At 70.5% G+C, this 13,899-nt stretch carries 13 protein-coding genes and 4 pseudogenes; 6 read left to right on the top strand and 11 right to left on the bottom strand.

Features of this window, described 5'->3' with window-relative positions; all coding sequences use genetic code 11:
• Positions 1-10 precede the first annotated feature (10 nt).
• From CGL27_RS03015 to CGL27_RS02995, 5 genes and pseudogenes are all read right to left on the bottom strand, one after another.
• Positions 11-1,318, bottom strand: coding sequence for an MFS transporter (locus tag CGL27_RS03015; RefSeq protein ID WP_119984282.1), 1,308 nt, complete (start codon positions 1,316-1,318; stop codon positions 11-13).
• A gap of 55 nt (positions 1,319-1,373) precedes the next feature.
• Complete coding sequence (locus tag CGL27_RS03010) at positions 1,374-2,048, bottom strand: aldolase (protein ID WP_119984280.1); 675 nt, start codon at positions 2,046-2,048, stop codon at positions 1,374-1,376.
• Complete coding sequence (gene otnK, locus CGL27_RS03005; RefSeq protein WP_119984278.1) at positions 2,045-3,325, bottom strand: 3-oxo-tetronate kinase; 1,281 nt, start codon at positions 3,323-3,325, stop codon at positions 2,045-2,047. Before otnK ends, CGL27_RS03010 begins: the two co-directional genes overlap by 4 nt.
• A 1-nt stretch (position 3,326) precedes the next feature.
• Positions 3,327-4,244 carry an L-threonate dehydrogenase gene (gene ltnD, locus CGL27_RS03000; protein WP_119984276.1) on the bottom strand — a complete coding sequence of 306 codons (918 nt, stop codon included), beginning with the start codon at positions 4,242-4,244 and terminating at the stop codon, positions 3,327-3,329.
• A 344-nt stretch (positions 4,245-4,588) separates the two neighbouring features.
• Positions 4,589-5,014, bottom strand: a pseudogene (locus CGL27_RS02995) (endonuclease/exonuclease/phosphatase family protein); the annotation flags it as partial.
• 232 nt (positions 5,015-5,246) lie between these two features.
• Here CGL27_RS02995 and CGL27_RS02990 point away from each other — a divergent pair.
• Positions 5,247-6,197 carry a phosphotransferase gene (locus tag CGL27_RS02990; protein ID WP_119984274.1) on the top strand — a complete coding sequence of 317 codons (951 nt, stop codon included), beginning with the start codon at positions 5,247-5,249 and terminating at the stop codon, positions 6,195-6,197.
• On the opposite strand, the gene CGL27_RS02985 is transcribed toward CGL27_RS02990, so the two are convergent.
• The 4 genes from CGL27_RS02985 to CGL27_RS02970 all read right to left on the bottom strand — a co-directional run bounded on the left by CGL27_RS02985 (position 6,166) and on the right by CGL27_RS02970 (position 9,499).
• Entirely contained in the window at positions 6,166-7,047 is an 882-nt protein-coding gene (locus tag CGL27_RS02985; protein WP_119984272.1) for a fructosamine kinase family protein, read from the bottom strand. The two genes, CGL27_RS02990 and CGL27_RS02985, sit on opposite strands and share 32 nt — an antisense overlap.
• Positions 7,044-7,508, bottom strand: coding sequence for a low molecular weight protein-tyrosine-phosphatase (locus tag CGL27_RS02980; RefSeq protein ID WP_119994219.1), 465 nt, complete (start codon positions 7,506-7,508; stop codon positions 7,044-7,046). Before CGL27_RS02980 ends, CGL27_RS02985 begins: the two co-directional genes overlap by 4 nt.
• A gap of 97 nt (positions 7,509-7,605) precedes the next feature.
• The gene (locus CGL27_RS02975) at positions 7,606-8,793 is read right to left on the bottom strand and encodes a GDSL-type esterase/lipase family protein (protein ID WP_119984270.1); all 1,188 of its coding nucleotides are present in this window, start codon (positions 8,791-8,793) and stop codon (positions 7,606-7,608) included.
• Between the two features lie 136 nt (positions 8,794-8,929).
• Positions 8,930-9,499, bottom strand: a complete 570-nt coding sequence (locus CGL27_RS02970) for a TetR-like C-terminal domain-containing protein (protein WP_078638316.1) — start codon at positions 9,497-9,499, stop codon at positions 8,930-8,932.
• Positions 9,500-9,570: 71 nt separating this feature from the next.
• Here CGL27_RS02970 and CGL27_RS02965 point away from each other — a divergent pair, with 71 nt between their 5' ends.
• The 5 genes and pseudogenes from CGL27_RS02965 to CGL27_RS02940 all read left to right on the top strand — a co-directional run bounded on the left by CGL27_RS02965 (position 9,571) and on the right by CGL27_RS02940 (position 12,318).
• The gene (locus tag CGL27_RS02965; protein ID WP_119984268.1) at positions 9,571-10,062 is read left to right on the top strand and encodes an FBP domain-containing protein; all 492 of its coding nucleotides are present in this window, start codon (positions 9,571-9,573) and stop codon (positions 10,060-10,062) included.
• Between the two features lie 516 nt (positions 10,063-10,578).
• Positions 10,579-10,818: a hypothetical protein gene (locus tag CGL27_RS02955; RefSeq protein ID WP_014057972.1), complete on the top strand. Its 240-nt coding sequence runs from the start codon at positions 10,579-10,581 to the stop codon at positions 10,816-10,818.
• 171 nt (positions 10,819-10,989) lie between these two features.
• Positions 10,990-11,208: pseudogene (locus tag CGL27_RS02950) on the top strand (hypothetical protein); the annotation flags it as partial.
• Between the two features lie 125 nt (positions 11,209-11,333).
• Positions 11,334-11,759 (top strand): annotated as a pseudogene (locus CGL27_RS02945) (transcriptional regulator); the annotation flags it as partial.
• Between the two features lie 5 nt (positions 11,760-11,764).
• Positions 11,765-12,318, top strand: a pseudogene (locus tag CGL27_RS02940) (XRE family transcriptional regulator).
• A 36-nt stretch (positions 12,319-12,354) separates the two neighbouring features.
• Here the strand turns inward: CGL27_RS02940 and CGL27_RS02935 are convergent.
• Complete coding sequence (locus tag CGL27_RS02935) at positions 12,355-12,876, bottom strand: YceI family protein (RefSeq protein WP_119984266.1); 522 nt, start codon at positions 12,874-12,876, stop codon at positions 12,355-12,357.
• Between the two features lie 78 nt (positions 12,877-12,954).
• A complete protein-coding gene (locus tag CGL27_RS02930; protein WP_119984264.1) occupies positions 12,955-13,848 on the bottom strand; it encodes an NAD(P)-binding domain-containing protein in 894 nt (297 codons plus the stop codon).
• Positions 13,849-13,899: the final 51 nt, after the last annotated feature.

The raw sequence follows: 13,899 nt of genomic DNA, 5'->3' as shown, positions 1-13,899 counted from the left end.
GGCGTCCCGGTCAGCGGTTGACGATGTGCTTCTTGGTGGTGAGCACCGCGGCGGCGCCGACGACGAGACTGAGCGCCAGGACATGCATCGGGATCGACGCCGAGCCGGTGGCGTCCTTGAGCGCGCCGATCATGTAGGGACTGACGAAGCCGGCGAGGTTGCCCACCGAGTTGATCATGGCAAGGCCCGCCGCGGCGGCGGTGCCGCTCAGGAACGCGGTGGGGAGCGACCAGAACAGCGGAGCGCAGGTCAGCACGCCGGCCGCGGCGATGGACAGCGCGGTCAGGGACAGCGCGGTCGAGCCGTTCCAGACGGCGGACAGCGAGAATCCGACGGCGCCCATGAGGCTCGGGATGACCAGGTGCCAGCGGCGCTCGCGGCGTTTGTCCGCCGAGCGGCCGAACAGGTTCATCGCGACGAGCGCGGCCAGGAACGGGACGGCGCTGAGCACGCCGATCGCGAAGTTGCCCTCGATGCCGGTGGACTCGACGAACGAGGGCATCCAGAAGGTCAGGGCGTACTGGCCCATCACGAAGCAGAAGTAGATCAGGCACATCAGGCACACCCTGGGCTCGCGGAAGGCGTCCCAGACCCGGCCGTCCACCGTACGGTGCGTGGTGTCGTCGGCGACCGCCCGCTCGACGACGGACTTCTCCTCATCGGTCAGCCACTTCGCGGCGCGCACGTCGTCGTCCAGGTAGAAGAGGGTGACGACACCGACGAGGAGCGCGGGGATGGCCTCCAGCAGGAACATCCACTGCCAGCCCTGCCAGCCGTTCACGCCCTGGAAGTGGTCCATGATCCAGCCGGAGAGCGGATTGCCGAAGATGCCCGCCACCGGGATCGCCGACATGAACATCGCGATCACCCGGGCCCGCCGGTACGAGGGGAACCAGTAGGTGCAGTAGAGGATCACTCCCGGATAGAACCCCGCCTCCGCGGCACCGAGCAGGAACCTCAGCACGTAGAACGTCGCCTCGTTGGTGACGAACATGAACGCCGCCGAGACCAGGCCCCAGCTGATCATGATGCGGGCGATCCAGGTGCGGGCCCCGACGCGTTGCAGCATCAGGTTGGAGGGGACCTCCAGGATGAAGTAGCCGATGAAGAACAGGCCCGCCCCCAGGCCGTACGCCGCCTCGCTGAACCCGAGGTCGTCGGACATCTGCAGCTTCGCGAAGCCGACGTTGACCCGGTCCAGATAGGAGGCCACGTAGCAGAGGATGAGGAAGGGGACGATGCGGCGTACGACCTTGCGGTAGACCGTGTTCTCGCGGGCGAGCGCGGGGGTCTCGGTCGCCACTGCGGGTATGGGCATGACGAATCCTTTGTGCGGCTCAGGGGATTCTGCGAACGGGGAGGGGAGAAACGGGTCACCAAGCGGCGCCGAACGTGGCCCTCAGTTCGTCGATGGCGTCGGTGGTGAGCGGCTCCGGTCGACGGTCGGTCAGGAGCCAGAGGCGTGCCGTCTCCTCGAGTTCCTCGAGGACGGCGAGGGCGGCGGCCGCGTCCGGGCCCCAGACCACGGGGCCGAGCCGGTCGAGCAGGACGGCCCTGATCGGCGTGTGGCTCGCCTGGCGGTCGGCGATCCGGGAGGTCACCAGGTCGGCCACGCGCGGGTCGCCGGGCCGGTGGTAGGGGATGAGCGGGACGTGCCCGACCTTCATCACGAAGTAGGGCGTGATGGGCGGGAGCACGTCGTCCTGGCTCCACACACCCGCCAAGGTGAGCGCGACCAGGTGGGTGGAGTGGGTGTGGATGACGAATCGGGCCGTGGGGTCGGCCGCGTAGATGCGCCGATGGAGCGTCAGGGTCTTGCTCGCGCGGTCACCCGCGATCTGCTCACCCTGGGCGTCGACCAGCGCGAGGCGGTCGCGCTCGAGGAAGCCCAGGGCGGCGTCGGTGGGGGTGATCAGATGGCCGTCGCCGACCCTGGCGCTGATGTTCCCGGCGCTGGCGTGCACATAGCCCCGGTTGAACAGGCTCGTGCCCACCCGGACGATCTCGTCGCGCACCTCGTCCACGGTGGCGTCGAGGAGCTCGGTCATGAGACCTCCCGGTCGAGCAGGGCGAACGAGTCGGTGAAGAACGCGGGGCCACCGAAGTTGCCGGACTTCAGCGTGATGTGGAGCGTGTCCCCGCCGGGAAGCGGCGCCGCGCACCATGGCACCCCGGGGTCGATCTGCGGCCCGATCCGCAGCCCGGTGATGCCGAGCGCCCGGACGACCGCTCCCGAGGTCTCGCCGCCCGCGACGACGAGTTGGCGGACACTCCGTTCCACGAGGCCCTGGGCCACCCTGGCGAGGGTCCGCTCCACCAGTTCACCGGCCTCGGCGGCGCCGAGCTTGCTCTGGACGGTGCGTACCGCCTCGGGTGCCTCGGTGGAGTAGAAGAGGACCGGACCGTCGGCCAGATGGGATTCGGCGAAGGCAAGGGCCTGGCCGGATACGTCCTCACCGGCCGCGATACGCAGCGGATCCACGCTGAACGCGGGCCGGCCGGCGCGCAGGAACTCCAGGACCTGGCGGTTGGTGGCGGTGGAGACCGATCCGGAGATGACGGCCCGGTGGCCGCCGGGCGGTGGTAGCTGTGCGGCGGCGTGGGACGGCGTGAACCCCCAGTTCGCGGGCAGCCCGATGGCCAGGCCCGAACCGGCGGTCACCAGGGGCATCCCCTGGACCGCCGCGCCGAGACGCACCAGGTCCTCGTTGGAGACGGCGTCGGCGATGGCGATCCCGGCGCCCTGCTCGCGCAGATCGTCGATCCGGGCCCGGACCGCCTCGGCATCGCGGCCGACGACCGTGTGGTCGATCAGGCCGACCGCCCGTGTGGTCTGCGCACCCAGGACCGAAACGAGATTGGGGTCGGTCATCGGGGTGAGCGGGTGATGGCGCATACCGCTCTCGCTGAGCAGCACGTCGCCGACGAAGAGATGACCCTTGAAGACCGTGCGCCCGTTGTCGGGGAACGCGGGCGTCGCGATCGTGAAGTCGGTGCCGAGTGCGTCCATCAGGGCCTCGGTGACCGGCCCGATGTTGCCGTCAGGCGTCGAGTCGAAGGTGGAGCAGTACTTGAAGTAGATCTGCTCGGCGCCCGCGGACCGCAGCCAGGCGAGGGCCCGCAGCGATGCCTCGACGGCGTCGGCGGCCGGAACCGTCCGCGACTTGAGCGCGATGACCACGGCGTCCGCGTTCACCGGCTCCTCGGCACCGGCAGGCGGCACATCGATCAGCTGGACCACGCGCATGCCCGCGCGCACCAGGTTGTTGGCCAGGTCCGTGGCCCCGGTGAAGTCGTCGGCGATACAGCCGAGTCGGATTCCCATCTCAGGCCCCCATCGGCCGCGGCAGGTCGATCCCGGGGAAGATCTTGATGACCGCGCTGTCGTCCTCGGCACCCAGGCCCGACGCCGACGCCTGCAGGAACATCTGGTGAGCCGTGGCCGCCAGGGGGAGCGGGAACCGCTCCGGCCGCGCGGAATCGAGGACGAGCCCCAGGTCCTTGACGAAGATGTCGACCGCGGAGAGGGCCGTGTAGTCACCGGCGAGCACATGCGCCATCCGGTTCTCGAACATCCACGAGTTGCCGGCGCTGTGCGTGATGACCTCGTAGAGCGCCTCGGCCGGAACACCGGCCTTCAGGCCGAGCGCCATCGCCTCGGCCGCCGCGGCGATGTGCACACCCGCGAGCAACTGGTTCACGATCTTGACCTTGGAGCCGAGACCGGCCTGCTCACCCAGGCGGTAGACCGTGGCGCTCATGGCCTCGAGTACCGGGTCGGCGACCGCGTACGCCGCGGCGGAGCCCGATGTCATCATGGTCAGCTCTCCGGCCGCGGCGCGCGCGGCACCACCGGAGATGGGGGCGTCCAGGTAGAGCACCCCCTGCTCGGCCAGCCGTCCACCGAGCTCCGTGGACCAGCCCGGGTCGACCGTGGAGCACATCACGAAGACGGTCCCCGGGCGGAGCCGGGCGGCGGCCCCGTCGGCACCGAACAGCACCGACTCGACCTGCGCCGCGTTGACCACGACACCGACCACGACGTCCACCGTGGCCGCCAGGTCGCCGGGGGAGGCGAACGCCGTCCCGCCGTCGCGGGCGAAGCCCTCGGCCACCTCCGGTCGCAGATCGTGGACTCCGACCTCGTAGCCCGCCTTCCGCAGGCTGCGAGCCATGCCGAGTCCCATGGCCCCGAGCCCCACCACGCCCACGCGCGGCTGTGCCGGCCTGTCCTGGTCGCTCATGCCCCTCCTCATCCTTGCCGTGTTCTATGGGGGAGCGCCGCCGCCCTGCTGTGCCGGCCGAAGGCGCAAATCGGCCTCCGGCCTGGGCGGCGATCGGGTCATATGATGACCTGAAGACAAGGCTCCCGCATACTGTGACGTCCGTCACGTGGGATGGGGTGGAGTCGGGTGGGATGTGGCGAGGCGGGGCATGGCGGGCCCTCGCGACCCGAGGAGTACCGGAGGCGCACGAGGCGGGGAACATGCGTGTGGGACCCGTCTGTGCGACGGGTCCCACATCAGGTGCGCGGCCGGACCGGGGGGCCGCTGCCAGTGGGAAGCCGGCATCCTCCTACTGGCCGCGGCCGGACGGCGTGGTACGGGTAGTCCGGGGCGAGGGTCTTCTCGTAGACCGGCAGCGCCGCGGGCACCAGCTCCTCCAGCGCGATGAGATCGGGCCCGGCGTCGGCCAGGGCACGGGCCGTACCCGCCGGGTCGGTGTTCTCATCGCTGACGTTGTGCTGCACCACGACCAGGTCATGCGGGCCGGGCTTCGACCCGGGCAGGAGCAGCCCGCCGAAGAGGTACGTCCAGGCCGCCGCCGGCAGAAGCAGGGCCACCAGTGCGATGGCCGAACGGCGCAGCAGCGCCAGGCCGAGTAGCACCACGACCACCAGTCCGAGCCACGGCAGAAACGCTTCCAGCAAACTGCCCACATGCCCAACGGAGTTGGGCACCGCCCGGTGGAACGCCAGCAGTGCGGCCGTCAGCACCGCCAATACGCCGAGCACCCGCCCCCGTGTCCAGGGCGACCCACCCCGAGCCCACCGCGCCATCCAGCGCCCCGTCCGCCGGGGCGCCGCCGCCCGTGCCGGCGCCGTCGCACCGCTGTCCACCTGCTCCGCCATGGCTTTCCATCCGTTCGAACCCGCCCCCCAAGACGGGTCACCCAGTGCGCCGGTTTCTGGTGCGGGGGTGAAATTCAGGTGACGCCGGCCCGCACGCTTCCTAGGATCGGATCTTGTGTTCTCCCGCCCTTCCTTCATCAGTGACGAAACCATCGCGCATACCGTCGCCGCGCATTGGCTGCCGGATGTCGCCGAGGTCGGCTACCTGCCCTGGGGTTTCGGCGCACACCACTGGCGGGCCGCCGGTGGCGGCACGGCCTTGTTCGTGACGTTGGACCAGCTGGCGCCGCGCCATACCAAGGCGACGCTGGAGGCCGCCTACGCGGGGGCCGCGGCACTGGCCGCCGCCGGTGCGGACGTGGTGTGCGCGCCGTTGCCCGCCCGGTCGTCCGGCCGGTTCACCGTCGCCATCGAGGCGGGCGCGCTCAGCGTGACGCCGTGGCTGGACGGTCGGAGCCCCACCGAGGCGCAGGCGCGCCGGCCCCGGCACGTCCGCGAGGTCGAAGCGGCGCTGGCCGCGCTGCATCGCGCCCCACCGCCACCCGGCCTGCGGCGCTGGACTCCCCAGGTCGGCCCCCAGTTCGCCGCTGAGCTGCGGGCCCGCACCGCCCGGCCCTGGACATCCGGCCCGCTGGCGGAGGAGGCGCGGACCGCGATCGCCGCACACGATGCCGCGATCACCCGCTGGACGGACCGCTACCTCGACCTCGCGGACCTCGCCCTCTCCCGCCGGGACCAGTGGGTGCCCACCCACGGCGAGCCGCACAACGACAACCAGGTCGTGGGCGCGTGCGGGCTGAAGCTGGTCGACTGGGAGTCGCTGGCGCTCGCACCACGCGAGCGGGACTACGCCGACCTGATCGCGGCCGGCGCGGGCGACCGTCTGCGCCCCGACCCGGCGATGGCCGAGCTGTTCGCCCTCGACTGGCGCCTCTCCGAGATCGCCGAGTACGCGCGCTGGTTCGCAGCGCCGCACATCGGCACGGACGACGACCACACCGCTCTGGAAGGGCTGCACGAGGAATTGCGGCAGATCACCGCGCCAGGGCTGCCCGGGCCGCCGTGAGTGCCTGCCTGGCGTAGCCGCGGCCGAACAGCACGGTGTGCACCAGTAGGGGGAAGAGCTGGTGCAGTCCGATGCGGTCGGCCCAGCCCTCGGCGAGCGGCGCCACGTCCTGGTAGCCGTCCAGCACCTGATCGAGATGGGGGCAGCCGAACAGGTGGAGCATCGCCAGGTCGGTCTCCCGGTGGCCACCGTGCGCGGCCGGGTCGATCAGCCACGCCTGCCCGGCGGCGCCCCACAGGACGTTGCCGTTCCACAGGTCGCCGTGCAGCCGGGCGGGTGGCTCGGCGGGTCCGGCCAGCTCGGGCAGCCGCTCGCATGCGCGCTCGATGATCTCGGCCTCGCCGTGGCGCACCGTACCGTCGTCGACGGCGCGGCGAAGATAGGGCAGCACCCGTTGTTCGGCGTACCAGCGCGGCCACTCGGAGCCCGGGACGTTGCGCATCGGGGCCGGCCCGATGTACGCGTCCGTGGGGCCGTCGGGCGGCGGAGCGCCGAACGCGGGCGCGCCGACGGCGTGCAGGGCGGCCAGGTCGCGGCCGAACCTGGCCGCTGCCCGGACGCTCGGTCGGCCGACCGGCACCTGGTCGGTGACCAGCCAGTGCCGGTCGTGGCCGTGCACCACCGGGACGCGGACCGCGCCCGCGTCGGCCAGCCAGCGCAGTCCCGCCGCTTCGGCCGGTGCCGCGCCGGGACCGTCGCCCCGTTTGACCATCACCGTCTGTCCGCCGTCGAGGGTGACTTCGGTGAGCGTTGCGGACAGCGGCCGCCGACCGGTCACCGGGCGGCCGGTGAGGCGGGCCGCCGCGGCACCGGGGTCCTCGCCCGTCCCGGCCGCCGGGCGGGCACTCATGAGCCGAGGCGCTCGCGCACCCAGGCCAGCAGGCCGGGCATCGCGGCTTCGATCATGGCCAGCACCTCGTCGAACCCCTCCGGGCCGCCGTAGTACGGGTCGGGCACGTCCTGATCACCGGTCGCGTCCGGGTCGAAGGACCGCAGCATCCTGACCCGGGACGGATCGTCGACCAGCCGGCGCAACGCCTTCTCGTGGCCGTGGTCCATCGCCAGGAACAGGTCGGCGTCCCTGTGCTCGGCGCCGATCTGGGCCGCGACATGCTCGACCGGGTAGCCGTGCCGTGCCAGCAGTTCGCCGGCCCGTTCATCAATGGGCTCACCGGCGTGCCAGGGGCCGATGCCGGCGCTGCTGACCCGTACCGCGCCGTCGAGTCCGGCCCGGCGCAGCTGCTTGGCGAAGACCAGCGCGGCGGACGGCGACCGGCAGATGTTCCTGCTGCAGACAAAGCAGATGTGCACGGCCACCAGCGTAGGGCCTGGCTCCCCGGTGGCGCAGGGGCCGGGCCGGCCGTCCAGAGCGGCCGGACCTGCTCGTTGCGCCGGACGGAACCCGGCGTCAGGCGCTGTGGTCCGCGAACGGACCACCGTCGGCGAAGGCCAGCGCGGCGAAGCGTTCCCCGATACGGCGGTGGGTGGCGGCGTCCGGGTGGAGCTCGTCGGGCAGCGGCAGCTCGTCGGCGTCGGCCTCGCCGTAGAGGTCGAGGCCGTCGAGGTAGTGGAGGTGAGGGTCGTCGGCCGCCCGCTGCTTCACGATCCGGGACAGCTCCTCCCGGATGACGCGCAGCGTCAGCTTCCCCGCGGCGCGCTCGGCGGGGTCGCCGGTGGCCAGGAACCGCGGCTTTCCGGCGCTGAGCGCGCTGACGTCGAAGGCCGCGGGGCCGGGTGTGTCCTCGTGGATGGGGCACAGGATGGGGGAGACGACCAGCAGTGGCGTGGTGGGGTGCCCCTCGCGGATCGTGTCGAGGAAGCCGTGCACCGCCGGGGTGAAGGCGCGCAGCCGCATCAGGTCGGCGTTGACCAGGTTGATGCCGATCTTGATGCTGATCAGGTCGGCGGGGGTGTCCCGCATCGCGCGGGCGGTGAACGGGTCGAGCAGGGCGCTGCCGCCCAGGCCCAGGTTGATCAGTTCCACGTCGCCGAGGGAGGCGGCGAGTGCGGGCCAGATGGCGGTGGGGCTCGCGGCGTCCGAGCCGTGGCTGATCGAACTGCCGTGGTGCAGCCACACCTTGCGGCCCTGGTCCGCTACGGGCTCGATGGGGGCGTCGGTGCGCAGCGCGACGAGTTCGGTGGTCTCGTTGTGCGGCAGCCAGATCTCGACGGTCTTGACGCCGTCCGGCAGATCGGTGAAGCGGAGGGTGCCGGCCGGGCCGGGGTGGCTCTCGGCGGTCCCGGTGGCCAGGTCGATGGCCAGGGTGTTGCCGCCGGTCACCGAGGACTGCCCGGCCAGGCGGCCGTCGACGAGCAGGTCGTACACGCCGTCCGGGCGGGGCGGGGCGCCCGCGTAGACCCGCTTGGTGGGCAGCGTGTCCAGTTCGACGGCGGTGGCCCGGGTCCGGAAGACCAGCCGTACGCCGGAGGGCTGGGCCTCCGCCATGGCGAGTTGCCCGTCGGTGTACTGGGCGCGGGCCCAGGCGGGCAGCCGGTGCGGCAGCACCCCGTGCGCGGTGTGCTCCAGGTCGAGGGTGCCCCGCAGGATGTCCGCGGTGATGGGCGTGGTGATCCAGTCGTGCTCGGTGGTGTGCATGGTCCCAGCCTGTTGATCATGGATGTGTGGATGGATGGATGTGTGGGCGGACGGATGGATCGGATGTGCCGATCTGCCGAGAGGCTGCGCGCATCCGGCACGTTGCCGCGCCCCTGCGCACTGCCGCGCCCCTGAGTCAGGGCGCGGGCCAGTTCCGCAGCAGGGCGTCGAGGGCGTCCAGGGTCCGCGACCAGCTTTCCTCGCTGTCGGGGGCGCTGTGGCTGAACCCGCCCCCCATCTCGAGGCTGACGTAGCCGTGGAAGACGCTGCCCAGCAGCCGGACCGCATGCGTCTGGTCCGGCTCGGTCAGGTCGTAGCCGCGCAGGATCGCCCGTGTCATCTGCGCGTGCCGGACACCGGCGCTGGCCGCCGCCGCCTCCGGGTCGAGCCTGAGCTGGGCCGCGGCGTAGCGGCCGGGATGCTCGCGGGCGTAGTCGCGGTAGACGTTGGCGAAGGCGGTCAGGGCATCCTTGCCGGCCCGCCCGGCCAGGGCCTCGGAGGCTCGGTCGGCGAGCTCCTCCAGGGCGAGCAGGGCGATCCTGGTCTTGAGGTCCTGGCCGTTCTTCAGGTGCGAGTAGAGACTCGCGACCTTGACGTCGAACCGTCTGGCCAGCTCAGAGACGGTCACCTGGTCGAAGCCGAGCTCGTCGGCCAGCTCCGCTCCCGCCTGGGTCAGCCGTTCCGTGGTCAGTCCTACCCGTCCCATGCCCTTCCTCTCCTTCGGCAGAACTGATTATGCATTTGCCTAAGACCTTTAGGCAAATTAGCCTGCATTATATGAAGCCGCTGACTGAGCAAGAGATCCGTGCCGCGTTCGTGAACTGCACCAAGGGCGAGGCGAAGCGCCTGTCCATCCCGCGCGACCTGGCCGACCGACCCTGGGACGACCTGGACTACCTCGGCTGGCGAGATCCCCAGGCACCCGACCGCGCTTACCTGGTCACCGAACTGGACGCCCGCCCGATCGCCATCGCGCTGCGCTGTCCCGGCCCCGCCTCCTGGCAGGCGCGGCGCAGCATGTGCTCGATGTGCCTGACCGCCCACACGGGCGGCGTCTCTCTGATGGTCGCGCCGAAGGCGGGGAAGGCCAGACAGCAGGGCAACTCGGTCGGCGCCTACATATGCAGCGACCTCGCCTGCTCGCTGTATGTGCGGGGCAAGAAGGACGCGGGCACCGGTTCACGGCCCCAGGAGTCGCTCACCCTGGAGGAGAAGATCCAGCGGACCGCGGCGAACGTCGCGGCGTTCCTCGCCAAGGTGACCGCATAGCCGATACCGCCCGGTCGCAGAGCGGTGCCCCGCACGCCATCGTGTGCGGGGCGCAGGGTCGGTGGGTGTCAGCCGCAGTTGGTCTCGGCCTTCTCGAAGCGCACACCGTCGATCCAGCCGCACCAGTCCACGCAGGTAACGGCGGCAGGGGCCTGCGCCGGTGCCAATCCGGGGACGGGAGTGGACTGCTCGGGCAAGAAACGTGAGCGGAAAAGGGGCTGACGGTCACCGGGCGACCAGTGGAAGGGATATCGAACTCTTCGGAACCTGTGTCCCTGAAGCGGCGTACCGCGCATGCCTCCAGTTCACCTCCCCGCAGCCCCTCCTGCTGCTTACGCGAGTAGATCGGGCATGTGGTGTGGTGTTTTGGTGGAGGGGATGGGGGTGTTTTCTGGTGCTTCTTCGGCGCTTTTGCCGGGTGGACTGTTGTTGCTGGGTAGGGGCGTCCCCGGCGGTTCTGGCGATGGTGCGTCTCTCTTAGACTGTGCCGGTCCCCAAGTTGATCGGAGCACTCCTATGCGTCGCCTTGCCGCCGCCCTTTTGGTAATGACCGCTTTTGCCTCGCTCGCCGGCTGCGCGCAGGATTTCGACCGGGGCCCTGATGGGACGGTCTCCGACAAGGTCAAGGACGGAAAGAAGTTCTACTTGGTCGTCGATCCGGCCAAGGGCGGCGACGAGAAGAAGTTCCGCGTCAGTAAGTACGACTATCACGACTGCAACCGAGGTTCGAAGTACCCCAAGTGTGTTGACGATTAATCAGCTCGTCTTCGCCTCGATCGCGGGGTCGGCCGTGCCTTTCGGCCGACCCGCCATCTCCCCGGACCGGAACTCTCTGGCCTGGAGCTCCCCGGCCCGGAACGGCCCTAGCCTCCGCACTCCCACCGCGTTCGCAGCGTTCGCGACAGGAGTGATTGAGCGTGCGATGAAGTGTGCGTTGCGGAGAGCGATGAGGATAGGGCTCGCCCGGAGGTGAGCCCTGTGCCCGCTGAGGACGAGTTGTTCAGCGCTGTCGACGCGCTGCTGGAGCAGGTCGCCCAGGACGATCTGCCGGCACCCGCGGAGCGCAAGAGGCTGCGCGAGGCCGCGGGGCTGAGCCAGGCCGGGATCGCCAAGGCGCTGGACATCCGCCGGGAAGCGGTGGGCAGCTGGGAATTCGGCAAGACCGAGCCGCGGCAGCCGAAGCGTGCCGCCTACGCCCGGCTTCTGAAGGGCCTGTCCGCCCGCTTCCCCGCCCCCGCCGAGGAGGCGCCGGGGACAGCGGCCCCCGCCGCGGCATCGGCAAGCTGCGCGAACGCCCCCGCGGCGGTGGCTGGCGCCCGGGTCAGCCCTGGCCCGCGCTCCAGCGCCCGACCTGGCGGCCCGACATCCGCGCCGCGGTCATCTCCAAGGCGCGGGTCAACATGCACCGCAAGATGCTCAAGACGGCGGCGGCCACCGGCCAGTACCCGGTGGCGGTTCTCTCCGACTGCGCCGTCTACCCCTCCGACGGGCCCAGCCCGCTGGACTTCCTGCCCCACAAGGACGGCAAACCGCTGCCGGGCGGCTTCCGGATCGGCGTGAGTCCGGGGATGGTGAAACACGAAGGCACCCAGACGACGCCGTGGGCCGAGGGTGCGCGCGAGGAGCACGGCGATGACCTCAACTTCGCCCGGTACATCAAGGACGGCCACGTCACCGCCCCGGACAACGGAGAGTAGAGACGATGGGCAAGCTCGCGGAGAGCCTGGACAAGGCGGTGGAAGGCACCTTCACCCGCCCCGTCCCCAAGTCGGCCGGTGCGCAGATGCGCTGTCTGGTCGGGCAGATCAAGGGCACCCGGCCGGTGGCCGACCTGCTCGGCATCTCCCAGCGCACCGTCGAGCGGTACGTCAAGGGCCAGCTCAAGCGGCCCGCACGCCTCTCGCCACCCGCATAGACCGCGAGGTGAGAAAGCGGTGGCAGCCGCAGATCCGCGCCAGGGCCAAGAAACAGGCCACCACCACTGGTGGCATCGTCCTCGACACCCGCGCCCGCTTCGGCTACACCGCCGCCCCCGGCACCACCGACGACGCCCGGCTGCGCCACATCACCCAGGCGTTGCCGCCGCAGTACGCCGCCCGCCTCTTCGACGCCCAGGAACAGGGCGCCGCCGAACAGCAACTGCCAGACATTGCCGCCGAGGGCCTGCAGGAGATCTACTTCAAGGACCGCGGCCGCCGCGCCCAGGGCCTGCTCGTGGAGTTCACCGACATCGACTACATCGAGGTCGACCTGTAAGGAGCGGAACGATGTTCCCGGGCCGGATCGATGTGCTCAGCGGCCGGCGACGATATCCAAGGTGATCTTCAGGCGGCGAGCCGCCATACCTTTGGCCTTGCTGACACCGAAGGCGTATCGGTCGATGGAAGCGGTGCCGTTGGCGGTGATGCGTTTGCCCTCGCCGACTAAGCTGTCGATCGCGACGACTACCGGCTGGGTCACTCCGCAGGCGGTCAACTCCCCTCGAAGTGAGGCTCCTTGGGCGGATTGATCCAGGCTCTGGCCCCGGAACTGGATCGTGGGGTGCCGCTCCACGTCCAGGAAGTCGGACGACCTGACGTGGTCGTCGCGCCGCTGAATGCCGGACGCGAAGCTGGCCGCGTCCATCTCGACACCCACCGACGACGCTTCCGGCGTCTCGGCAATGGTGATCCGGCCCTGCCTGATGCTGAACGTCCCTTGGACCGGGAGCAGCCCCAAGGCCCGCGTGGCGAAGCGCACGGTCGATGCGGCCGGATCGATTTCGTAGGTGCCCGCTGCTGGTAAGGACAGCTCCGCAGCGCTGGAAATCGCCATGTTCGTAGCCTCCGTTTGCTGAAGTCCCTCTTGAGTGGATGAGGATCTCGCACACACGGTGGCTGCACCAGACCCCCTTCAACTACCGCTGCGGCCCAGCACCTCGGCGACGCGGATGAACCCGTCCGTGCCGTGGCCCAGCCCGATGGCGCGGCGGGCCATGCCCTCGGCCGCGCGCATCACGCCCGCGTCGATGCCGTGGACCTCGGAGGTGTGGACGATATGGGCCATGGACGAGACCGCCGAGGTGATCGGGTTGCCTTCACCGGAAAAGGTGCCGCGGTCCACTTCCTCCGCGGTCTCCTCGAAGAGCGGTGGGAGAATCGCGCCGATGCCCTGCGCGAAGGGCGCCAACTCCCGGGCGCTGATCCCCTCCGCTCGCGCCACGGCCAGGGCGTGTGCGTAGCCCGCCATCGCCGTCCAGAAGATGTCGAGCAGCGCGATGTCGTAGGCCGCCGCCCGGCCGATCTCCTCGCCGAGGTGGGTATGGGTACCGCCCAGCGTGTCCAGCACGGGCCGGTGTTCCTCGTAGAGCCCGGCCGGGCCGCTGTGGATGAACACCGCGGCAGGCGTTCCGATGGTGGTGGTCGGCGTCATGATCGCACCGTCGAGGTACCGGATGCCGTGCCCCGCCGCCCAGTCCGAGGTGTCCCGGGCCCGGTCCGGAGTGTCCGCGGTCAGGTTCACGACGGTGCGTTCCTTGAGCGCATCGGTGACCTCCTCGCGCCGCAGGATCGCGTCCGACGCGTCGTAGTTCACCACGCAGACCACGGTCAACTCGCTTGCGGCGACGGCCTCTTCCGCCGATCGCGCGCCGACCGCCCCGCGCTCGATCAGCTCCCGATCCCTGCCCGGCGTCCGGTTCCAGACCGTGGTCCGCAGCCCGGCGTCCAGGAACGCACCGGCCAGGGCGCGGCCCATCGGCCCCAGACCGAGCACGGTGACGGCAGACTGTTCGGAGTGCGTAGACATGAAACTTCAACTCCCATATGGATATACGCGTAAGTAATAACTCAAAGGAAA

This window comes from Streptomyces sp. 11-1-2 (genome assembly GCF_003595545.1).
GTDB classification, from domain to species: Bacteria; Actinomycetota; Actinomycetes; order Streptomycetales; family Streptomycetaceae; genus Streptomyces; species Streptomyces hygroscopicus_B.
The sequence above is the reverse complement of the archived record's forward strand: the minus strand, read 5'-3'. Positions and strand labels throughout refer to the sequence as shown.

Excerpts from the sequence above, each read along its gene's own strand:
- CGL27_RS02935 (WP_119984266.1), bottom strand. The coding sequence starts at position 12,876 with ATGGCGATTTCCAGCGCTGCGGAGCTGTCCTTACCAGCAGCGGGCACC.
- CGL27_RS03010 (WP_119984280.1), bottom strand. The coding sequence starts at position 2,048 with ATGACCGAGCTCCTCGACGCCACCGTGGACGAGGTGCGCGACGAGATC.
- CGL27_RS02930 (WP_119984264.1), bottom strand. The coding sequence starts at position 13,848 with ATGTCTACGCACTCCGAACAGTCTGCCGTCACCGTGCTCGGTCTGGGG.
- CGL27_RS02975 (WP_119984270.1), bottom strand. The coding sequence starts at position 8,793 with ATGCACACCACCGAGCACGACTGGATCACCACGCCCATCACCGCGGAC.
- CGL27_RS03015 (WP_119984282.1), bottom strand. The coding sequence starts at position 1,318 with ATGCCCATACCCGCAGTGGCGACCGAGACCCCCGCGCTCGCCCGCGAG.
- CGL27_RS02965 (WP_119984268.1), top strand. The coding sequence starts at position 9,571 with ATGAAGCCGCTGACTGAGCAAGAGATCCGTGCCGCGTTCGTGAACTGC.
- CGL27_RS02985 (WP_119984272.1), bottom strand. The coding sequence starts at position 7,047 with ATGAGTGCCCGCCCGGCGGCCGGGACGGGCGAGGACCCCGGTGCCGCG.
- CGL27_RS02970 (WP_078638316.1), bottom strand. The coding sequence starts at position 9,499 with ATGGGACGGGTAGGACTGACCACGGAACGGCTGACCCAGGCGGGAGCG.
- otnK (WP_119984278.1), bottom strand. The coding sequence starts at position 3,325 with ATGGGAATCCGACTCGGCTGTATCGCCGACGACTTCACCGGGGCCACG.
- CGL27_RS02955 (WP_014057972.1), top strand. The coding sequence starts at position 10,579 with ATGCGTCGCCTTGCCGCCGCCCTTTTGGTAATGACCGCTTTTGCCTCG.
- ltnD (WP_119984276.1), bottom strand. The coding sequence starts at position 4,244 with ATGAGCGACCAGGACAGGCCGGCACAGCCGCGCGTGGGCGTGGTGGGG.